This window comes from Streptomyces sp. NBC_01546 (assembly GCF_045208355.1).
In the GTDB taxonomy this organism is placed as follows: Bacteria; Actinomycetota; Actinomycetes; order Streptomycetales; family Streptomycetaceae; genus Streptomyces.
This window is the reverse complement of the sequence record NZ_CP109379.1, coordinates 3,481,897-3,503,403: the sequence shown is the minus strand read 5'-3', so window position 1 is coordinate 3,503,403 and position 21,507 is coordinate 3,481,897. Positions and strand designations below refer to the sequence as shown.

The window sequence follows — 21,507 nt, the reverse complement described above, 5'->3', positions numbered from 1 at the left end:
CCCGTACGCCCGGGATTTACGGGTTTCGGGGGTCGGTCCGCGCAACGCCCGTCGGCGGGAATTGGCACTCCGCTTGACCGAGTGCTAATCGCCGGAATAGTGTCGCATCTGGCACTCGCCCCTGGTGAGTGCCAACACAGCGACAGGCAGATCCGGCACCCGCGACGACGGATCGACCTGGTCGCCACCTCAGACAGTTAACCCCGGATCTCCGAAGGGGGAGGTCGGATCGTGACGACCACCAGCTCCAAGGTTGCCATCAAGCCGCTTGAGGACCGCATTGTGGTCCAGCCGCTCGACGCCGAGCAGACCACGGCCTCTGGCCTGGTCATCCCGGACACCGCGAAGGAGAAGCCCCAGGAGGGCGTCGTCCTTGCCGTGGGCCCGGGCCGCTTCGAGGACGGTCAGCGTCTCCCGCTGGACGTCACCGTCGGCGACGTCGTCCTGTACTCCAAGTACGGCGGCACCGAAGTGAAGTACAACGGCGAGGAATACCTCGTCCTCTCGGCCCGCGACGTGCTCGCGATCGTCGAGAAGTAAGTCACTTCTCCAGTTTTGCTTTGAGCTACGCCCCTGGTCACCCCTGCTGATGCCGGGCGGCGAGGGGCGTAGTTCGTTCTAGGCGGTCGCGGTGAGCGGCCGGGGATCGCAACGAGAGGGCTGAACCGCTCCCATGCCGAAGATTCTTAAGTTTGACGAGGACGCCCGTCGCGCCCTCGAGCGCGGCGTCAACAAGCTTGCCGACACGGTCAAGGTGACGATCGGTCCCAAGGGCCGCAACGTCGTCATCGACAAGAAGTTCGGCGCCCCCACCATCACCAACGACGGTGTCACCATCGCCCGCGAGGTCGAGCTGGACGACCCGTACGAGAACCTGGGCGCGCAGCTCGTGAAGGAGGTGGCGACCAAGACCAACGACATCGCGGGTGACGGCACCACCACCGCCACCGTGCTGGCCCAGGCGCTGGTCCGCGAGGGTCTGCGCAACGTCGCCGCGGGCGCGTCCCCGGCCGCCCTGAAGAAGGGCATCGACGCCGCGGTCAAGGCCGTCTCCGAGGAGCTCCTCGCGACCGCCCGCCCGATCGAGGACAAGTCCGACATCGCCGCCGTGGCCGCGCTCTCCGCGCAGGACCAGCAGGTCGGCGAGCTCATCGCCGAGGCGATGGACAAGGTCGGCAAGGACGGTGTCATCACCGTCGAGGAGTCCAACGCCTTCGGCCTGGAGCTGGAGTTCACCGAGGGCATGGCCTTCGACAAGGGCTACCTCTCCCCGTACATGGTCTCCGACCAGGAGCGTATGGAGGCCGTCCTCGACGACCCGTACATCCTGATCAACCAGGGCAAGATCTCCTCCATCCAGGACCTCCTGCCGCTGCTCGAGAAGGTCATCCAGGCCGGCGCCTCGAAGCCGCTGCTGATCATCGCCGAGGACGTCGAGGGCGAGGCGCTCTCCACCCTCGTCGTCAACAAGATCCGCGGCACCTTCAACGCGGTCGCCGTCAAGGCCCCGGGCTTCGGCGACCGTCGCAAGGCGATGCTGCAGGACATGGCCACCCTCACCGGTGCCACCGTCATCGCCGAGGAGGTCGGCCTCAAGCTCGACCAGGCCGGTCTGGACGTACTGGGCTCCGCCCGCCGCGTCACGATCTCCAAGGACGACACGACCATCGTCGACGGTGGCGGCAGCCACGAGGACGTCGTCGGCCGCGTCAACCAGATCAAGGCCGAGATCGAGTCCACCGACTCGGACTGGGACCGCGAGAAGCTGCAGGAGCGCCTGGCGAAGCTCGCCGGCGGCGTCTGCGTCATCAAGGTCGGCGCCGCCACCGAGGTGGAGCTCAAGGAGAAGAAGCACCGTCTCGAGGACGCCATCTCGGCGACCCGCGCCGCGGTCGAGGAGGGCATCGTCTCCGGCGGTGGCTCCGCGCTCGTCCACGCCGTCAAGGTCCTCGAGGGCAACCTCGGCCTGACCGGTGACGAGGCCACCGGTGTCGCGGTCGTGCGCCGCGCCGCCGTCGAGCCGCTGCGCTGGATCGCCGAGAACGCCGGCCTCGAGGGTTACGTCATCACCGCGAAGGTCGCCGAGCTCGACAAGGGCCAGGGCTTCAACGCCGCCACCGGCGAGTACGGCGACCTGGTCAAGGCCGGCGTCATCGACCCGGTGAAGGTCACCCGCTCCGCGCTGGAGAACGCCGCTTCCATCGCCTCCCTGCTGCTCACGACCGAGACCCTGGTCGTCGAGAAGCCGGCCGAGGAAGAGGGCGACGCGGGCCACGGCCACGGTCACGGCCACAGCCACTGATCGAGCACCGCGCTGAGAAGGCCCCGTTCCGCATCTGCGGAACGGGGCCTTCCCGTGTGTGAGGGCTTGTCCGTGAGGGCCCGTGGGCGAGGGCTCGTGTGCGGGGGCTACAGGGCGCCCAGTTGGCGCATCAGGCCCATGGCGTCCATGTGCCACCAGCCCTCCGCGATCATTCCGTCCTGACATCGGAAGGTCGTGGTGCCGGTCATGGTGCAGCGCTTGCCGGTCGGCGCGATGCCCATGAACTCGCCCTTGTGCGTGCCCGTCCAGGTCCACACCGTGGTGACGTAGTCGCCCTCGGCCAGCTGCGCCTTCGTGTCGAAGGTGAAGTCGAACGCGTTGCGCCACATCGTGACGTCCTGCCGGATGACGTCGCGGCCGGTGACGCTCTCCTCGTCCTTCATCGTGTCGTGGTCGATGTAGCCAGACGCGAAGATCTCGTCGATGACGCCGAGATTCCCCTTCATGGCGATCTCGTCGAACATCTTGTCCACCATGAGCTTGTTGAGGTGCTCGTCGCGGACCACGTCCAGGTTGGTGAAGCTGGGCATCCCGTCGCAGAGGGCCACCATCTCCTGGAACATCTTGTCCGTCTCCGGAAGATGAGAGTTCTTCATGGCGTCTTCGTACGAGGGGAATTCGACCAGTTCCACGTAGTGGTTCTCGTTCTCGCGGTCCTTGCCCATGATGCTGTGGGTGACCGTGCGCTTGCCCTGGCTCTGCGAGACGTACCGGTCCAGCAGCTGATTGAGGTCGTCCTGCCGACTGGTCTTGTAATCGATTATCTGTACGAATGTCATGGCGTCTCCCGGGCTGGAGGTTGGACACGTCCAGTTTAGGTAGATTTCGCCCATTCAGCTGGTTTACCGGCGAGTTACTGCGGCCCGTACTTGCGGCCCGTACGGGACGACACCCCGCCCAGCAGCCCGCGCGGCGTCAGCTTCACGACGCCCATCAGCGCCTTGTACCGCGGATCCGGGATCGACACCGTCTTGCCCCGCGCCAGGTCCGCCAGGGCCGCGGCCACCAGCTTGTCCGCGTCGAGCCACATCCAGCCGGGGATGTTGTCCGTGCCCATGCCGGCCCGCTCGTGGAACTCCGTCCGTACGAAGCCGGGGCACAGCGCCATCAGCCGTACCCCGGACCCCGCCAGGTCCCGCGCCGCGCCCTGGGTGAACTGCACGACCCAGGCCTTGCTCGCCCCGTAGGTGCCGCGCGGTACGAAAGCGGCCACCGAGGCCACGTTGATCACGCCGCCGCGCCCGCGCGAGCGCATCGACTCCGTGGCCGCCGAGGTCAGCCGCAGCACCGCCTCGATGTGCACCTTCAGCATGGTGAGCTCGTCGGCCATGGAGACCTCGAGGTAGCGGCCCTTGTTGCCGAAACCCGCGTTGTTGACCAGCAGGTCCACCGGGTGCGTGCGGTCGCCGAGGCGCCGCTCGACCGCCGCGATGCCCTCCTCGGTGGAGAGGTCGGCGGCCAGTACCTCGGCCTCGATGCCGTGCCGGTCGTGCAGCTCGGTGGCCTGCTCGCCGAGCCGCTTGGTGTCACGCGCCACCAGCACCAGGTTGTGGCCCTGGGCGGCGAGCCGCCGGGCGAAGGCGGCGCCGATGCCCGCCGTGGATCCCGTAATCAACGCAATCGTCATAGGCGCAACCTAGCCGCCCGGGCTGACCGCGTTACTTCGGCCCGGCCCCGGCCCCGTACTTCTCCACGTACTGGCGCACCCGCTCATGGGCCTCGGGCTCCATCGCCGTGCCCGCCGCCAGGGTGCGCGGCAGCAGGGCGCGCTCGGTGGTGAAGGCGCGGAACCACAGCTGCACCGTCACGTCGTGGTCCGGACGGTGGATGATCTCGATGGTGTCGCCCGGGGAGACCGAGCCCTCCTCGATCACCCGCAGGTACGCGCCCGGCCGTGCCTCCTGGGTGAACCGCTTGACCCAGGCGCTCTCGCCGACGGCCCCCTGGAAGGTCCGGCACGGAATGCGGGCCGAGGCCACTTCGAGGACCAGGTCCGCGCCGACCCGCCAGCGGTCGCCCAGGCGCGCGGTGTTCAGGTCGATGCCGGAGGTGGTGAAGTTCTCGCCGAACATCCCGCCGGGCAGCTCTCGGCCGAGCTCGGTCTCCCACCGGTCCAGGTCCTCGCGCGCGTACGCGTAGACGGCCTGGTGGTCACCGCCGTGGTGGCGGCGGTCGCAGACCGCGTCGCCCTCGAGGCCGCTGCCCAGGCCGGTGGCCTTGAGGCCGGGGGCGAAGACGCGGACCGGTCCGGGGACCGGGCGCTTGCCGTGGCCGGTCACCCCGCCTTCCGCGTCGGTGTAGTCGACTGCCGTGGCGCGGCCGAGGTTCACGGAGATCAGATGCATGGGGCCCATGGAAACAAACTAGCGGAGCGACCCCAAAGCGTCACGGGGGTATTCGCGCGACAGTCAAAGCGGGGCTTATGCTCGAGGAGTGATCGAGGCACGTCATCTCCGGGTTCTGCGCGCTGTCGCCGGGACCGGGTCCTTTTCCGCCGCCGCCCGCGAGCTCGGCTGCACCCAGCCCGCCGTCTCCCAGCAGATGAAGGCGCTGGAGCAGTCGGCCGGCACCCCGCTGCTCATCCGCACCGGCCGCGAGATGCGGCTGACCCAGGCGGGCGAGGCCCTGGTCCGGCACGCCGCGGGGATCCTGGCCGGGCTGACCGCCGCCGAGGAGGAGGTCGCGGCCATCGCCGGGCTGCGTGCGGGCCGGGTCCGGCTGGTGTCCTTCCCCAGCGGCAGCTCCACCCTGGTGCCGACCGCGCTCGCGGCGATGCGCGCCGAGCACCCGGGGACCCGCATCTCCCTGGTCGAGGCAGAACCGCCGCGCTCGGTGGAGATGCTGCGCGAGGGGGAGTGCGACCTGGCGCTGGCCTTCCGCTACGGCGGTGCGGCCGGATCCGCCGCGGAGTGGGAGGACTTGGTGGTGCGCCCGCTGCTGACCGACCGGCTCGTCGGGCTGGTCCCCGAAGGCCACCGGCTGGCCGGGGCCGAGCGCGTGGGCATGGCGGAGCTGGCCGACGAGCCGTGGATCGCGGGCTGTCCGCGCTGCCGCCGCCATCTGGTGGAGGTGTGCGAGGGCGTGGGCTTCACCCCGCGGATCGACTTCGCGACCGACGACTACCCGGCGGTCGTCGGCCTGGTGGGGGCGGGGCTGGGCGTCGCGGTCCTGCCGCAGCTCGCGGTGGAGTCCGTACGCGCCAAGGGCGTCAGCACGGTGGCCGTGGATCCGGCCGTCGAGCGCGAGGTCGTGGCGCTGACCCTGCCCGACCTGGCCCGGGTGCCGGCCGTGGCCGCGACCCTGGCCCAGCTGGAGCGGGCCGCCACGCGCTGACCGTACGTTTCCTGGCGGGACGTACGGCCGAACGCGTGACGTTTCGCTCCGGACTGCGACACGCCCGGGCGGTGGCGGCGGGTCGGAGAACTCCCAGATATCGCAGGAACGTTCCTTCGGACGTTTGTGCTCCGGATCAGTGTGGCGTGATCGGTCCGATCGCACTGGACGCGGGGATCAGACGGTGGCGGGCGCGACCCATCAGTTCCTCGCGCTCGTCCTCCGTCAGACCTCCCCACACTCCGTAGGGCTCGCGGACGGCGAGCGCGTGCGCGGCACATTCCGCGCGGACCGGGCATCGCATGCAGACCTCTTTAGCCGAGGCCTCGCGCGCACTCCTGGCCGCGCCCCGCTCGCCTTCCGGGTGGAAGAAGAGGGAGCTGTCGACCCCGCGGCAGGCAGCGAGCAGCTGCCAGTCCCAGAGGTCGGCGTTCGGTCCGGGGAGCCGGGAGAAATCTGCCATTGGTAGTCCTCTTGGTGCCGGTACTGAGGCGGATACGGTCCATGTCTCCAAGGGTCTCCACACCTACTGTCGTAGTAGATGTAAATATGACTCATTGGGAATCTAGCCTCAGACACGTGCCAAACGGAAGGAAAGCCGCCAAATAGGGCATAGCTCCAGATGGAGGACAGTTGGCTTGTGGCGCCCGTGTCGTGTTCGCTTCCTCACGTAGAGTGCCGAAGGTGTCCGTCCGACCCGTAACTCTTTCGAGTGACCATCGTTGTGAGTGCGAAGGCGGTTGAACCAAGAAGTTCTCGGACAGGTGTCCGGGAGCATCGACCGCTCAGGTGACGATACGTACCAGCCTGGAGGCTCAAGGTGACGCGCATCAGCAGCTGCGGAGGGCGGTCATGACATCCGTCCTCGTCTGCGACGACTCCCCGCTTGCCCGAGAGGCGCTCCGTCGCGCGGTTGCCACCGTGCCCGGCGTCGAGCGTGTGACGACGGCTGCCAACGGCGAGGAAGTCCTCCGCCGCTGGGGTGCCGACCGCTCCGACCTGATTCTGATGGATGTACGGATGCCCGGGCTCGGCGGTGTGGAGACGGTTCGCCGGCTGCTCTCGGCCGACCCCGGCGCCCGCATCATCATGCTGACGGTCGCCGAGGACCTGGACGGCGTGGCCCTCGCGGTCGCCGCCGGCGCCCGGGGCTACCTGCACAAGGACGCCTCGCGCGCCGAACTGCGGGCCACGGTCACCCAGGCCCTCGCCGACCCGACCTGGCGACTGGCCCCGCGCCGGCTCCGCTCGGCCGAGATGGGCGCCGCGCCCACGCTCACCGCGCGCGAGATCCAGGTGCTGGAGGGCATGAGCCACGGCCGGTCCAACGCGGAGATCGGGCGCGAGCTCTTCCTCTCCGAGGACACGGTCAAGACGCACGCCCGCAGGCTGTTCAAGAAGCTCGGTGCCTCGGACCGGGCGCACGCCGTGGCGCTCGGCTTCCGCTGGGGCCTGGTCCGCTGACCCACGGGTCACGGCCCGGTCCGACGACCGTGAGCCCCGTCGTACCCGGTGCGCACCCGGGGATTGGCGGGGCACAATCCGGGGGACGTGTCGCTTCGTGCGCGATGCCGCATCCTTGAGGGTGTGCCGCATTCTTGGAAATGTGGGGTCCCCGTCCTTGGGGATCATTCGGCCGAGCGGGAGGGGAGGGTGCAGACCATGAGTTCCGGGGCACCCGCTCATAACGCTTCGATGCACGAAACCGGCCGTGGTGCCACGGAACCTCCGGCGTCAAGGCACCATGGATTGATGCGCGACGACGAGGCCCTGGGGTCACCCGCGGCCACAGGCCCGACCGGCGCCGCCAAAGGCGGCAGTGCCGGGGGCGTCAGCGCGCTCGTACGCAGGGCGGTGGAGGGCGACGAGCAGGCCACGCACGACTTGCTCGCCTTCGTTCACCCGCTCGCGATCCGCTACTGCCGCACCCGGCTCTCGCGGCTCCCGGGTGATGCTCGCCACTTCGTGGAGGACCTGGCGCAGGAAGTCTGCGTCGCCGTCCTGATGGCCCTGCCGCGCTACCGGGACACCGGGCGGCCCTTCGAGGCCTTCGTCTTCGCCATCGCCGCGCACAAGGTCGCCGACCTGCAGCGGGCCGCCATGAGGCACCCGGGCAGCACGGCCGTCCCGTCCGACGAGATGCCGGAACGGCCCGACGACTCGCTTGGTCCTGAGGAGCGGGCGCTGCTGAGCAGCGACGCGGCCTGGGCCAAGAAACTCCTGGCCAATCTGCCGGAGAACCAGCGCGAGCTCCTCGTCCTGCGGGTGGCCGTCGGGCTGACCGCGGAGGAGACCGGGCAGATGCTCGGGATGTCCCCCGGGGCGGTGCGGGTGGCCCAGCACCGTGCCCTCAGCAGGCTGCGCGCGCTGGCCGAGCAGTAGGAACGGCCGGACGGCTCGTCGTAGGAAGCGACGAAACTTTCGATAGGCCTTGCTCGTGGAATGAGACGCTTCGGGATCCCGTTAGCATGGACATCCGCGCTGAGCAAGACCATTTGGGAAGGTGTCATGACTGCCGACGGAGTGCCCGACAAATTCGCCACGCTCGGACTGACCTACGACGACGTGCTGCTGCTGCCGGGCGCGTCGGACATGTCGCCTGATGCGATCGACACCTCTTCCCTCATCTCGCGCAACGTCCGGGTGAACGTTCCGCTGCTGTCCGCCGCCATGGACAAGGTCACCGAGGCCCGCATGGCCATCGCGATGGCCCGCCAGGGCGGCGTCGGCGTACTGCACCGCAACCTCTCCATCGCCGACCAGGCCAACCAGGTCGACCTGGTCAAGCGCTCCGAGTCCGGCATGGTCACCGACCCGATCACCGTGCACCCGGACGCGACGCTGCGCGAGGCCGACGAGCTGTGCGCGAAGTTCCGCATCTCCGGCGTCCCGGTCACCGACCCGGCGGGCAAGCTGCTCGGCATCGTCACCAACCGCGACATGGCCTTCGAGTCGGACCGCACCCGCCAGGTGCGCGAGGTCATGACCCCGATGCCGCTGGTCACGGGCAAGGTCGGCATCTCCGGCGTCGACGCCATGGAGCTGCTGCGCCGCCACAAGATCGAGAAGCTTCCGCTGGTCGACGACGCGGGCATCCTCAAGGGCCTCATCACGGTCAAGGACTTCGTCAAGGCCGAGAAGTACCCGAACGCCGCCAAGGACAAGGGCGGCCGGCTGCTCGTCGGCGCGGCCGTCGGCGTCGCCGGTGACGCGTACGACCGCGCCCAGGCGCTGATCGAGGCGGGCGCCGACTTCATCGTCGTCGACACCGCCCACGGCCACTCCCGCCTGGTCGGCGACATGGTCGCCAAGATCAAGTCGAACTCCTCCGTCGACGTCATCGGCGGCAACGTCGCCACCCGCGACGGCGCCCAGGCGCTGATCGACGCCGGCTGCGACGGCATCAAGGTCGGCGTCGGCCCCGGCTCCATCTGCACCACCCGCGTCGTCGCCGGCATCGGCGTCCCGCAGGTCACCGCGATCTACGAGGCCTCGCTGGCCGCCAAGGCCGCGGGCGTCCCGGTCATCGGCGACGGCGGCCTGCAGTACTCCGGCGACATCGCGAAGGCCCTGGTCGCGGGCGCCGACACGGTGATGCTCGGCTCGCTGCTCGCGGGCTGCGAGGAGTCCCCGGGCGAGCTGCTCTTCATCAACGGCAAGCAGTTCAAGTCGTACCGCGGCATGGGCTCGCTCGGCGCGATGCAGTCCCGCGGCGACCAGCGCTCCTTCTCCAAGGACCGCTACTTCCAGGAGGGCGTGGGCGGCGACGACAAGCTCATCCCCGAGGGCATCGAGGGCCAGGTGCCCTACCGCGGCCCGCTCTCCGCGGTCGTGCACCAGCTCGTCGGCGGCCTGCGCCAGTCGATGTTCTACGTCGGCGGCCGCACCGTCCCCGAGCTGCAGGACCGGGGCCGCTTCGTCCGGATCACCTCGGCGGGCCTCAAGGAGAGCCACCCGCACGACATCCAGATGACGGTGGAAGCACCGAACTACAGCCGCAAGGGCTGAACAGAATGACCGCGTGAGGGGCGGGCCCGTCCGGGTCCGCCCCTTCGCCGTGCCCGCCCCTCGTGAAATGCCGCAGTCGTCCGTACAGCGGTCACCGGAACGCGGGCCCCCGGGGTTCGGGGATACTGGACGGGCAGACCCAGAGGAAAGGCCACCACACGTGACTGAGATCGAGATCGGGCGCGGCAAGCGCGGCCGCAGGGCGTACGCGTTCGACGACATCGCCATCGTCCCGAGCCGGCGTACCCGGGACCCGAAGGAGGTCTCGATCGCCTGGCAGATCGACGCGTACCGCTTCGAGCTCCCCTTCCTGGCCGCCCCCATGGACTCGGTCGTCTCCCCGCAGACCGCGATCCGCATCGGCGAGCTCGGCGGCCTCGGCGTGCTGAACCTCGAAGGCCTGTGGACCCGGTACGAGGACCCGCAGCCGCTGCTCGACGAGATCACGGAGCTGGACGAGCAGTCCGCCACCCGCCGTCTCCAGGAGATCTACTCCGCCCCGATCCAGGCGGACCTGATCCGGCAGCGGATCAAGGAGGTGCGCGACTCCGGCGTCGTTACCGCCGCCGCACTGTCCCCGCAGCGCACCGCCGAGTTCTCCAAGGCCGTCGTGGACGCGGGCGTGGACATCTTCGTGATCCGCGGCACCACCGTGTCGGCGGAGCACGTCTCCGGCGCCGCCGAGCCGCTGAACCTCAAGCAGTTCATCTACGAGCTCGACGTCCCGGTCATCGTGGGCGGCTGCGCCACCTACACGGCGGCCCTGCACCTGATGCGCACCGGCGCCGCGGGCGTCCTGGTCGGCTTCGGCGGCGGCGCCGCGCACACCACGCGCAACGTGCTCGGCATCCAGGTCCCGATGGCGACCGCCGTCGCGGACGTGGCCGCGGCCCGCCGCGACTACATGGACGAGTCCGGCGGCCGCTACGTGCACGTCATCGCCGACGGCGGCGTGGGCTGGTCGGGCGACATCCCGAAGGCCGTCGCCTGCGGCGCCGACGCCGTGATGATGGGCTCCCCGCTGGCCCGCGCCACCGACGCGCCCGGCAAGGGCAACCACTGGGGCATGGAGGCCGTCCACGAGGACGTGCCGCGCGGCAAGAAGGTGGACCTGGGCACGGTCGGCACCACCGAGGAGATCCTCACCGGTCCGTCGCACACCCCGGACGGCTCGATGAACATCTTCGGCGCGCTGCGCCGCTCGATGGCCACCACCGGCTACAGCGAGCTCAAGGAGTTCCAGCGGGTCGAGGTCACGGTCGCGGACTCGCAGCACAGCCGCTGACGGTTCCCGTGGCAACGCCGGAGGGCCGGCACCCCGAGTGGGGTGCCGGCCCTCCGGCGTACGTGGTGGCGCCGGGTCAGTCGCTGACCTTCTTGGCCGAGCCGAAGGCGACGAAGCCGCCGATCGCGAGGAAGAGGAAGGACATCGCGTCCATGCTCTCCTTCCAGAGGTCGTTCAGGCCGCCGATGCCCGCCTCGCTGATGACCTCGCCCACGCCGACGCTGCCGTAGTCGGCCAGCACGAGCGCGATGAAGAAGAGCTGGCCGAGGTAGACGGCGCCGAGCGAGAGGACGGCGGCGACGACGGGCAGGACCGGGTTGCGGCCGCCGACCTTGCCGGCGGCGAGGCCGACGAGGAGGCCGACACCGGCCGCGGCGTAGCCGACCTCGCGGTCGATGGCGTTCATGATGCCGCCGTAGGCGCCGGCCGCGACCAGGGCCGCGACGACGGCGGCGACGATGCCGAGACCGAGGTTGCCGGTGCGGGCCGGGGCCGGGGCGGCCGGGGCCTCGGTGACGGAGTCGGGCGCCGGCGGCTGGAAGTTCTGGCTCATTGGGAAATCCCCCCCAGGGATTCGGGCATGCGAACGCCCGGAGGGCGTAAGTGCGAGATAAGTGACGCCGCAGGCTAGCAGGCGGGAACCACATCCGTGAGGGGGAATTTCCGGGCTCAGAGCCGGTGGGCCGCGCCCGCCGGGCTGGCGCCGCGGGTGTCCAGGAGCAACTGGGCCTTCACCGCGAGGCCTTGCAGGTCGTAGGTGCGGTGGTGCTGGAGCAGGATCGTCAGGTCCGCGTTGGCGGCGGCCTCGTACAGGGAATCGGCCCGGGGGACCGGCTGGTCCCTGACCCGCCAGCCCGTGATGAACGGGTCGTGGTAGCTGACGAGCGCCCCCAGGTCGAGGAGGCGGCTGGCGATCTCGCGCGCCGGAGAGCCCTCCTGGTCGGCGAGGTCGGGCTTGTAGGTGACGCCGAGGAGGAGGACGCGGGCGCCGCGGGCGGATTTGCCGTGCTCGTTCAGCAGGGTGGCGGACCGCTGGATGACGTACTGCGGCATCCGGTTGTTGATCTCCTGGGCCAGGCCGATCATGCGCAGGGGGTGGCCGGGGGTGCGGGTGGTGTGGGGGAGGTAGTTCGGGTCCAGGGGGACCCCGTGGCCGCCGACCCCCGGGCCGGGGCGGAACGCCTGGAAACCGTACGGCTTGGTCTCGGCGCAGCGGATGACGTCCCACAGGTCGACGCCGAGGTCGTGGCAGAGCACCGCCATCTCGTTCATCAGGGCGATGTTGACGTGCCGGTAGTTGGTCTCCAGGAGCTGTACGGTCTCGGCCTCGCGCAGGCCGCGGGCCCGGACCACCTTCTCGGTGAGGCGGGCGTAGAAGGCGTGCGCGCTCTCCGTGCAGGCGGGGGTGAGGCCGCCGATCACCTTGGGGGTGTTGGCGATGCCGTGCGTGCGGTTGCCCGGGTCGTGGCGGCTGGGGGAGTAGGCCAGGTGGAAGTCCCGGCCGGCCCGGAGCCCGGAGCCCGCTTCGAGGATCGGGCGCAGGTACTCCTCGGTGACGCCCGGGTGGACGGCGGATTCGAGGATCACGGTGGTGTGCGGGCGCAGCCGGGCGGCGAGCGCCTGGCCCGCCTCGCCGACGGCGGACAGGTCCAGTGCGCGGTCGGCGCCGAGCTGGGTGGGGGCGCAGATGACGGCGGTACGGACCCGGCCGAGCTCGGCGGGGTTGGTGGTGACCCGGAAGCCGGCCGCCGACATGCGGCGGATCTCGGCGGCGGTGAGGGTGGAGTCCGTGACCGGACCGCTGTCGTAGCCGACCGTCTCGATCCGGGCGGCGACGGCCGCCTGGGCGAGGGGGAGGCCGAGATGGCCGAGTCCGATGACGGCGAGGTCTGCGGGCATGGGGGTGCCGTCCCTTCCCTGACATGAGGGGGATGCGCGCGCAAGTCCTGTGGACGGGGGAAGCCCGGAGGGAGCTGGCGCAATGTCAGACTAGGCGTATATATGACAGATATGTCGCATTCTGGGGTGGTGGTCGCCGTTGTGTTGTCCACAGGCGGTGGCTGATGTGGGTGCGGGCGGTCAGAATCATGAAACGGGGATGTGAGCGGGATCACCCGCGCGACGCGGGGAGCACCCGCACCAACGGGAGGCAGCCGTGAGGACAGCGACACTGGGACCGGCGCAGCGCGCCGAGGCCCTCGCCCGGATGGCCGAGCGGGAGCTGGACGTACTGGTCGTGGGCGCGGGCGTGGTCGGCGCCGGCACCGCGCTCGACGCGGCGACCAGAGGCCTGTCGACCGGCCTGGTGGAGGCGCGGGACTGGGCGTCGGGCACCTCCAGCAGGTCGAGCAAGCTCATCCACGGCGGCCTGCGGTATCTGGAGATGCTCGACTTCGCCCTCGTGCGGGAGGCGCTGAAGGAGCGCGGCCTGCTGCTGGAGCGCCTCGCACCGCACCTGGTGAAGCCGGTGCCGTTCCTGTACCCCTTGCAGCACAAGGGCTGGGAGCGGTGGTACGCGGGCTCGGGCGTGGCGCTCTACGACGCGATGTCGATCTCCAGCGGGCACGGCCGGGGGCTGCCGGTGCACCGGCACCTCTCGCGCAAGCGCGCGCTGCGGGTGGCCCCGGCGCTGCGCAAGGACGCGCTGGTGGGCGCCCTGCAGTACTACGACGCCCAGATGGACGACGCGCGGTACGTGGCGACCCTGGTCCGGACGGCCGCGGCGTACGGGGCGCAATGCGCCAACCGGGCGAGAGTGATCGGCTTCCTCCGTGAGGGCGAACGGGTGGTCGGCGCGCGGGTGCGGGACGTGGAGGGCGGCGGGGAGTACGAGATCCGCGCGAAGCAGGTCGTGAACGCGACCGGAGTGTGGACGGACGACACCCAGGCGCTGATCGGGGAGCGCGGGCAGTTCCACGTACGGGCGTCGAAGGGCATCCATCTGGTCGTACCGAAGGACCGGATCCATTCGAGCACCGGGCTGATCCTGCGGACCGAGAAGTCGGTGCTGTTCGTCATCCCGTGGGGGCGGCACTGGATCGTGGGGACCACGGACACCGACTGGGACCTGGACAAGGCGCATCCGGCGGCGTCGAGTGCGGACATCGACTACCTGCTCGAGCACGTGAACTCGGTGCTGGCGGTGCCGCTGACGCGGGACGACGTCCAGGGCGTGTACGCGGGCCTGCGGCCCCTGCTGGCCGGGGAGTCGGACGCGACTAGCAAGCTGTCGCGCGAGCACACGGTGGCGCACCCGGTGCCGGGGCTGGTGGTGGTGGCGGGCGGCAAGTACACGACGTACCGGGTCATGGCCAAGGACGCGGTCGACGAGGCGGTGCACGGGCTGGACCAGCGGGTGGCGGAGTGCGTCACGGAGGACGTGCCGCTGGTGGGCGCGGAGGGGTACCGGGCGCTGTGGAACGCGCGGGCGAGGATGGCCGCCCGGACGGGTCTTCACGTGGTGCGGGTGGAGCACCTGTTGAACCGGTTCGGGTCGCTGACGGAGGAGCTGCTGGACATGATCGCCGCCGATCCGGGGCTGGGTGAGCCGGTCACCGGGGCGGAGGACTACCTGCGGGCCGAGATCGTGTACGCCGCCTCGCACGAGGGGGCGCGGCACCTGGACGACGTGCTGACGCGGCGGACGCGGATCTCGATCGAGACCTTCGACCGGGGGACGCGGTCGGCGCGGGAGTGTGCGGAGTTGATGGCGCCGGTGCTGGGGTGGGACAAGCAGCAGATCGAGAAAGAAGTGGAGCACTACGAGAAGCGGGTACAGGCGGAGCGGGAATCGCAGCGCCAGCCTGACGACCAGACGGCGGACGCGGCGCGGCTGGGGGCGCCCGACATCGTTCCGTTGTAACTCCGGGATGCGGAAGGGGGAACCGCGGACCCGGGGCGCCCGTCCGTTGCGGAGTGAGGGACAATGAAGGTTCTGCCGGGGTGGGTTACGCGGACCCCGGCCGCCGGGTCGCTCGGCCGCCGAGTTGGCCGGCCGTCGGGGCAGGCGGAGCAGCGGCACGATCGCAGAGGGGACGCATGTCGAAGCCGGAGCACACCGAGTCACCTGCCGGGGCGCCTACGGCTGAGCCGGAAGATGCGAAGCCCGCTGTCGTGGAGCCGGAATCGGAGCCCGAGCCGGCCAACGCCGAGGCCGTGCCTGCGGCGAAGCCGGAGCCTGTCGCGAAGGCGGAGCCTGCGCCTGCGGTGACGGCCGAGCCCGAGGACGCGAAGCCGGAGCCTGCGGCCGCGAAGCCGGGGTTGACCAAGGCCAAGCCCGCCGCCGCGAAGCCGGTCAAGGCCAAGGCCGAGCCTGCGCCTGCGGCCGCGTCCCAGGACGCGAAGCCCGCCGCCGAGAAGGACAAGGGGCGGCTGCTGGCCGGGCGGTACCGGCTGGGGGCCGTGCTCGGCAAGGGCGGGATGGGTACCGTCTGGCGGGCCGAGGACGAGACCCTGGGCCGGACGGTCGCCGTCAAGGAACTCCGGTTCGGCAGCGGCGTGGACGAGGACGAGAAGCGGCGCCTCATCACCCGTACCCTCCGCGAGGCCAAGGCCATCGCCCGGATCCGCAGCGGCGGAGCGGTCACCGTCTACGACGTCGTCGACGAGGATGCCCGGCCGTGGATCGTCATGGAGCTCATCGAGGGCCCCTCGCTCGCCGAGTTCATACGGGAGAACGGCGCCCTCACCCCGCGCCGCGCCGCCGAGGTCGGCCTTGCCGTGCTCGATGTGCTGCGCGCCGCGCACGGGCAGGGCATCCTGCACCGGGACGTCAAGCCGTCCAACGTGCTCATCGCCGCCAGCGGCCGCGTCGTCCTCACCGACTTCGGCATCGCGCAGGTCGAGGGCGACCCCTCCGTCACCTCCACCGGCATGCTCGTCGGCGCCCCGTCCTACATCTCTCCCGAGCGTGCCCGCGGCTACAAGCCCGGCCCGCCCGCCGACATGTGGTCGCTCGGCGGCCTGCTGTACGCCGCCGTCGAGGGCGTGCCCCCGTACGACAAGGGCTCCGCCCTCGCCACCCTCACCGCGGTGATGACCGAGCCGGTGGACCCGCCCAAGAACGCCGGCCCGCTGACCGACGTCATCTACGGTCTGCTCGCCAAGGACCCGGCCCACCGCCTGGACGACGTCCGGGCGCGGGCGATGCTCAACGCCGTCATCAACGCGCCCGAGCCCGAGCCGGTCCCGGTGGCGGCCCCGCCCGCCGAGGAGACCCGGCAGATATCGCTCGCGGACGCCAAGGCGGCCGCCGAGAAGGCCGCCGCGGAGAAGGCGGCCGAGAAGGCGGCGAAGAAGGAACGCGAGCGCCGGGACCGGGAGCAGCGCGAACGCGCCCGCGCCGCACTGAAGTCGGCCCGCAAGGCGGCGGCGGTCGCGTCGGCCACGACGGCCGCCACGGCCGCGGAGTCGCCGGCGGACAAGCCCGAGTCCGCGCCCAAGCCCAGCACCAGGACCGCCCCGGTGATGGCCCCGCTCACCGACGTCATGCCGCGCCGCACCATCGCGCTCGCGATAGCCGCCGTGGTGGTCGTGCTCGCGGCGGTCGGCTCGCTCATCGCCTACGCCATCAGCGGCGACGACAACGACGGCCGCAAGAACGAGGGCAAGGGCGGCAGCACCAACCCGTCCGCGTCCGCGGGCCCGTCGTCGGGCGGCGCCGCGCAGAGCCCCCAGCCCTCGGCCAAGTCCGGTGAGCCGGGCGCCGGGACGGGGGGCGGCAACGCCACCCCCGGCGGCCAGGGGCAGCAGAGCCCGGGCGCCGACCAGGGGCAGGGCCAGGGCCAGGGACAAGGCCAGGGCGCACAGCCCGGGGGTGCCGGCAGTGGACTCCCGGCGGGATACGCCCTGGTGACGGACCCTGGATTCCACTTCACGATGGCGATGCCCGAGGGCTTCCACCTGACGGGCATAGCGGGCAGGAAATCGGGCGGGATATACAGCCGTGACGGCGGCTTCCCCCGGATCCAGGTCGACTACAACGACACCCCGGGCGACGACGCGCGCAAGGCCTGGATCGAATCGAATCCCGGTACGGCGGCCAGCAGCACGAACTACAAGCTGCTCAGGATCGACCTGGCGAGCTACCGGAACTACCCCACCGTCGCCGACTGGGAGTTCGAGCGCGACCAGAACGGCATCCGGGTCCGCGTCCTCAACCGCGGCTTCAAGATGGACGCGACGCACGGCTACGCCATCATGATCAGCTGCCCGGCCGACCAATGGGACGGCCCCGAGTGCACGCAGATGCGCACCACCGCCTTCGAGACCTTCCAGCCGCTCGGCTGACCTCGGGACGCGGGCGGCCCCGGAGACGTATCGTGTCAGCGGGGCCACGGGGGTGCCCCCAGCACTCGGGGGAGGCGATGTGGAGGACTACGCGGGCCGGATCCTGGCCCACCGCTACCGTCTGCCGCTGCCGCCGACGGACGAGTACGAGCTGGTGGAGACCCGGGCCTTCGACACCCGCAGCGGGCAGGAAGTCCTGGTCCGGCAGGTGCCGTTGCCGGAGGTCGTGGACGCCGAACTGCTGGACGGGCACCGCGCCGTCCCGGTGGCCGGGGGCCGCGCCCCGGGCGATCTGCCGGCCGTGCGGCGCGCGATCGAGGCGGCGCAGGCCGCCGCGGCCATTCCCGATCACCCGCGGCTGGACCAGGTCTTCGACGTGTTCGCCGAGGGCGGGTCGCTGTGGATAGTGAGCGAACTGGTCCCGGCCAGGCCCCTGGCGGCGCTGATCGCCGACGAGCCGCTGAGCCCCTACCGGGCGGCGGAGGTGGCCTCGGACGTGCTGACCGCGCTGCGGGTGCTGCACGCGCACGGCTGGACCCACCGCAACATCACCGTACGGACGGTACTGGTCTGCGATGACGGGCGGGTCGTGCTGACCGGCCTGGCTGCCGGCGCGGCCGAGGAGGCCCTGTGCGGGTACGACCCCGTCCCGGGCGGCCCCGAGGCCTCGGGCGGCGACGAGGGCTGGGCCGCGGCTCCCGCCCCGCGCCCGGAGCCCGCGTCGCCGGACCCCGGGCCCCGGCCCGATCCCGGGTACGCGCCGCTGGTGGCTCCCGGGTACGACACGGGGCCGCGGTACACCGACCACATCACCCCAGGGCGCCCCGAGGACCAGCCGGAGCTCAAGGCCGCCGCGCGGGCCGGGGCCATCGCCGCGTACCGGGCCGGGACGCGGGCGGCCGCCGCCAAGGTCGGCGAGCAGCGCCGGGCCGATCCCATCGTCGTGCCGGAGCCGAGGCCGCAGGGGTCGGCCCTCCCGCAGGGGTACTCGTACCCGTACGGCGGCCCCGAGACCGCCGCCACCGCGCCCTGGCACGGCGCGACCCCCCGCCGCCCGGCCCTCGCGCCTCCCGAGCGGGAGCCCGACGGGGAGCCCGAGCCGGAGCCCGACCGGGAGCCCGATCCGCAGACACCGCAGACACCGCAAACAGCACAGGCACCTCAGGTGACACAGGCGCCGCAGTCGCCCGTACTGCCCGCCCAGCTCGCGCTGCCCCAGGGCTACCGCCAGGCCGACGCCCCGGAACAGGCGCCGGCCCCGTCGACCCGATCAGCCTCGCAAACCGGCACGGGCCCCGGCACCGGCTGGGCAGGCCCGCGCAGTGGCCTGGACGCCGAGCGGGCGCGCCTGACGCGGATGACGGTCGTCGGAGCCGTCACCGAGCGCTGGGCCCCCGAGCAGGCTCGCCCCGTGACCGGGCCCTGGCAGATCGCGGCCCCCGTCGGCCCCGCCACCGACCTCTGGGCGCTCGGCGCGCTGCTGTACCGGTCCGTCCAGGGGCACGCCCCGTACCCCGAGGAGAGCGTCGCAGAACTCGTCGAGATGGTCTGCGCCGAGCCTCCGGCCTTCGCCGAGGAGTGCGGCGCGCTCCGCCCGGTCGTGGAATCGCTGCTGCGTCAGGACCCGACCGAGCGCCCGGACTTCGAGGAGCTCCGGGGCTGGCTGCGCTCGCTCGTACGGTCCGCCCCCGAGCCCGACGCGGGCTTCGCCATGCTCCCGATGCCCGATCCCGATCCCGCGCGGCTGCCCGTCGTACGCCGCCGCGGCGACCTCCACGGGCGGCACCGCAATCCCTCGGCCCCCCGCAAGCCCCGCTCGCTGGGCCGGACCCTGCTGGTCGGCATCCTGGTCCTGCTCGCCGGGGCCGTGGCGTACGCGATGCTGTTCATGCCGCGGTCCGCCGCCCCGGCGGGCCAGGGCGACACCGCGCAGACCCCGCCCAAGCAGAGCCCGTCCCAGGTCCCCACCGGTACCCCCGAGTCCAAGCCCGCACCCCAGACGACGACACCGCCCCCGACGGCGTCGGCCCCGCCCGCCCCGGCCGGGTACACCACCCAGCAGGACCCGGAGCACTTCGAGATCGTGGTCCCCGACGGCTGGGAGCGCCGCGGCATCAACGAGGCCGGCCAGGTGCGCTACACCGGCGGGCAGTTCACCCTGACCGTGGTCCCCGGCCGGGACAAGGTCGAGGGCAACCCGGACCCGGCGGCGTACCAGAAGGACAAGGAGCAGGAGCTGACGCCGTACCGGACCTCCACCTGGTCCACCGTCGGCGACGTCAAGACCACCAAGGTCGGCCAGCAACTGCGTGCCACGGGCCGCTACACGTGGATCGACGGCACCGGCCGCAACGTCTTCGCCCGCAACTTCGTCGTCGCGCTCGGCGGCAGCTACCACGTCGTCATGGTGACCGGGCCGGAGGACGAACAGGGCAAGGTCACCGAAGTCTTCGAGAAGGCCACGGCGAGTTACAAGTCGGGCGGCTGAGCGGTGCCTGACGAGCAGTCAACACGGCGATTGCGTCACAGTGCGGGCTTTCCACGGCCGGGCGGTTCCGACAGCGCCCGTGGGCTCCGTAATCTGGCCTGAAGTGCAGAGAGCGGCGGGGTTTCGTGGAACAGCAGACAGGTGGGGGCGCCGTGCTGGCGGGCCGGTACCGGCTCATCGAGCCGATCGGCCGGGGCGGCATGGGCAAGGTGTGGCGCGCGCATGACGAGCTGCTCCACAGGACCGTCGCCGTCAAGGAACTGACGGCGGGTCTGTACGTCGCCCAGGCGGACCGGGACGTCATGCACGCCCGGACGCAGAAGGAGGCCCGGGCCGCGGCCCGGATCCAGCATCCGGCGGTCGTCACCGTCCACGACGTGCTGGAGCACGACGACCGGCCGTGGATCGTCATGGAGTACATCGACGGCCCCTCCCTCGCGGACGCGGCCAAGGCGGCCGGGCGCATCGAGCCCCGCGAGGCGGCCAGGATCGGGCTGCACGTGCTGGGCGCGCTGCGCGCCGCGCACGCGGTCGGCGTACTGCACCGAGACGTGAAGCCGGGCAACGTGCTGCTGGCCAAGGACGGCCGGGTGCTGCTCACGGACTTCGGGATCGCGGCGATCGAGGGGGACTCCTCCATCACGCGCACCGGCGAGATCGTCGGCTCCATCGACTACCTGGCCCCCGAGCGCGTCACCGGCGGGACCCCGGGCACGGCCTCCGACCTGTGGTCGCTGGGCGCCACCCTGTACACGGCCGTGGAGGCCCGTTCGCCGTTCCGCCGCACCTCGCCCATCTCCAGCCTCCAGGCCGTGGTCAACGAGGAACCGCCGGCCCTGAAGCAGTCCGGCGCGCTGGGGCCGGTCATCACGGCCCTGCTGCGCAAGGATCCGGCGGACCGCCCCACGGTCGTGGAGACCGAGCGGATGCTGCTGGAGGCGATGGAGGGCCGGGAGCCGAAGGCCGCCCAGGCGTACGTGCCGACGCGCGCGGTGACCTCGGAGGAACTGGCCCCGGCGCAGGACCGGCCCGAAGAGCCCCTCGTGCGGCCGGACGCCACGCCGACGGCGCAGCTGCCCGAGCCCCCCGGGCCCGCGGCCGCGTCCGAGGCGCCGGCGAACGGCTGGATCAAACGTGCCGCGGTGATCGCCCTGGTGGCGGCGCTGCTCGGCGGCGGCGGTGTCTTCGGGGCGCTCAAGTACACGAGCGACACCGAGAAGGACGGCGACTCGGACAAGAACGTCAGCGCCCCCGACGACGCGGTGCCGGCCGGATACACCAAGGTCACCGACCCCATCGGCGGATTCACCCTGTTCGTCCCGGAGGGCTGGACGCGCCAGACGAACGGCGACCAGATCGACTACACCCCGGACAACGGAAAGCACCTCATCCGGATCGCCGCCGATTCCACCCCGGACTACAAGGACCCGTACGCGCACCTGCTCGACCTGGAGAGACAGGTGCAGAAGCGGACCGACTACAAGAAGCAGCTGCTGAACCAGAACACCTTCCGGGACAGCACCCGGGCCGCGCTCTGGGACTTCAGCTGGACGGAGAAGGTGAACCACCCCGGTCCGCGCCGGGCCAGGGAGCAGATGTACATCGCCCCGGACGAGACGGAGTACGCCGTCTACATGTCGAGCCCGGTCGCCGACTGGGCCACGACCCAACAGCAGTTCGACATCGTGCTCAGCGGCTGGGAGCCGCCCCCCGTGAAGCCCTGATTCCGGCATTCTGCCAGCGATCACTGGCGGAAATGGCAAAATCCGGTTACCGGCGGGT

17 protein-coding genes are annotated in these 21,507 nt (G+C 71.3%); 11 read left to right on the top strand and 6 right to left on the bottom strand.

Annotation, left to right across the window (positions count from 1 at the left end; translation table 11 throughout):
• Window positions 1-231: 231 nt before the first annotated feature.
• Both groES and groL read left to right on the top strand, forming a co-directional pair.
• Window positions 232-540: a co-chaperone GroES gene (groES, locus tag OHA89_RS15725; RefSeq protein ID WP_008739621.1), complete on the top strand. Its 309-nt coding sequence runs from the start codon at window positions 232-234 to the stop codon at window positions 538-540.
• A 133-nt stretch (window positions 541-673) separates the two neighbouring features.
• Window positions 674-2,302, top strand: coding sequence for a chaperonin GroEL (gene groL, locus OHA89_RS15720; protein WP_215143922.1), 1,629 nt, complete (start codon window positions 674-676; stop codon window positions 2,300-2,302).
• 107 nt (window positions 2,303-2,409) lie between these two features.
• Here the strand turns inward: groL and OHA89_RS15715 are convergent, their stop codons facing one another.
• The 3 genes from OHA89_RS15715 to OHA89_RS15705 form a co-directional block, all read right to left on the bottom strand.
• Window positions 2,410-3,102, bottom strand: a complete 693-nt coding sequence (locus tag OHA89_RS15715; protein ID WP_266608115.1) for an ester cyclase — start codon at window positions 3,100-3,102, stop codon at window positions 2,410-2,412.
• A 74-nt stretch (window positions 3,103-3,176) separates the two neighbouring features.
• Window positions 3,177-3,950 (bottom strand): SDR family oxidoreductase, encoded by a 774-nt coding sequence (locus tag OHA89_RS15710; protein WP_266608113.1) that lies wholly within the window; start codon window positions 3,948-3,950, stop codon window positions 3,177-3,179.
• 31 nt (window positions 3,951-3,981) lie between these two features.
• Window positions 3,982-4,668, bottom strand: coding sequence for an MOSC domain-containing protein (locus OHA89_RS15705; protein WP_266612273.1), 687 nt, complete (start codon window positions 4,666-4,668; stop codon window positions 3,982-3,984).
• Between the two features lie 88 nt (window positions 4,669-4,756).
• Here OHA89_RS15705 and OHA89_RS15700 point away from each other — a divergent pair, with 88 nt between their 5' ends.
• On the top strand, window positions 4,757-5,656 hold the full coding sequence (locus tag OHA89_RS15700; RefSeq protein WP_406366432.1) for a LysR family transcriptional regulator: 900 nt from the start codon (window positions 4,757-4,759) through the stop codon (window positions 5,654-5,656).
• 136 nt (window positions 5,657-5,792) lie between these two features.
• Here the strand turns inward: OHA89_RS15700 and OHA89_RS15695 are convergent, their stop codons facing one another.
• On the bottom strand, window positions 5,793-6,119 hold the full coding sequence (locus tag OHA89_RS15695; RefSeq protein WP_069921560.1) for a WhiB family transcriptional regulator: 327 nt from the start codon (window positions 6,117-6,119) through the stop codon (window positions 5,793-5,795).
• Window positions 6,120-6,508: 389 nt separating this feature from the next.
• Here OHA89_RS15695 and OHA89_RS15690 point away from each other — a divergent pair, with 389 nt between their 5' ends.
• The 4 genes from OHA89_RS15690 to OHA89_RS15675 all read left to right on the top strand — a co-directional run bounded on the left by OHA89_RS15690 (window position 6,509) and on the right by OHA89_RS15675 (window position 10,949).
• Window positions 6,509-7,120 (top strand): response regulator transcription factor, encoded by a 612-nt coding sequence (locus tag OHA89_RS15690; protein ID WP_003948568.1) that lies wholly within the window; start codon window positions 6,509-6,511, stop codon window positions 7,118-7,120.
• A gap of 288 nt (window positions 7,121-7,408) precedes the next feature.
• Entirely contained in the window at window positions 7,409-8,038 is a 630-nt protein-coding gene (locus OHA89_RS15685; RefSeq protein WP_030389108.1) for a sigma-70 family RNA polymerase sigma factor, read from the top strand.
• 126 nt (window positions 8,039-8,164) lie between these two features.
• Window positions 8,165-9,664 carry an IMP dehydrogenase gene (gene guaB / locus OHA89_RS15680; protein ID WP_266608106.1) on the top strand — a complete coding sequence of 500 codons (1,500 nt, stop codon included), beginning with the start codon at window positions 8,165-8,167 and terminating at the stop codon, window positions 9,662-9,664.
• Window positions 9,665-9,824: 160 nt separating this feature from the next.
• Window positions 9,825-10,949: a GuaB3 family IMP dehydrogenase-related protein gene (locus OHA89_RS15675; protein WP_215143909.1), complete on the top strand. Its 1,125-nt coding sequence runs from the start codon at window positions 9,825-9,827 to the stop codon at window positions 10,947-10,949.
• Between the two features lie 76 nt (window positions 10,950-11,025).
• On the opposite strand, the gene OHA89_RS15670 is transcribed toward OHA89_RS15675, so the two are convergent.
• Both OHA89_RS15670 and OHA89_RS15665 read right to left on the bottom strand, forming a co-directional pair.
• A complete protein-coding gene (locus tag OHA89_RS15670) occupies window positions 11,026-11,502 on the bottom strand; it encodes a hypothetical protein (RefSeq protein ID WP_215143907.1) in 477 nt (158 codons plus the stop codon).
• Between the two features lie 116 nt (window positions 11,503-11,618).
• Entirely contained in the window at window positions 11,619-12,848 is a 1,230-nt protein-coding gene (locus OHA89_RS15665) for a nucleotide sugar dehydrogenase (RefSeq protein WP_215143905.1), read from the bottom strand.
• A 256-nt stretch (window positions 12,849-13,104) separates the two neighbouring features.
• On the opposite strand from OHA89_RS15665, the gene OHA89_RS15660 reads away from it, so the two are divergent.
• From OHA89_RS15660 to OHA89_RS15645, 4 genes are all read left to right on the top strand, one after another.
• A complete protein-coding gene (locus OHA89_RS15660; protein ID WP_215143903.1) occupies window positions 13,105-14,811 on the top strand; it encodes a glycerol-3-phosphate dehydrogenase/oxidase in 1,707 nt (568 codons plus the stop codon).
• A gap of 251 nt (window positions 14,812-15,062) precedes the next feature.
• On the top strand, window positions 15,063-17,237 hold the full coding sequence (locus OHA89_RS15655) for a protein kinase domain-containing protein (protein WP_406366428.1): 2,175 nt from the start codon (window positions 15,063-15,065) through the stop codon (window positions 17,235-17,237).
• 79 nt (window positions 17,238-17,316) lie between these two features.
• Window positions 17,317-19,725 carry a protein kinase gene (locus tag OHA89_RS15650; RefSeq protein WP_406366426.1) on the top strand — a complete coding sequence of 803 codons (2,409 nt, stop codon included), beginning with the start codon at window positions 17,317-17,319 and terminating at the stop codon, window positions 19,723-19,725.
• A 125-nt stretch (window positions 19,726-19,850) separates the two neighbouring features.
• Entirely contained in the window at window positions 19,851-21,449 is a 1,599-nt protein-coding gene (locus OHA89_RS15645; protein WP_266608098.1) for a serine/threonine-protein kinase, read from the top strand.
• Window positions 21,450-21,507 lie beyond the last annotated feature (58 nt).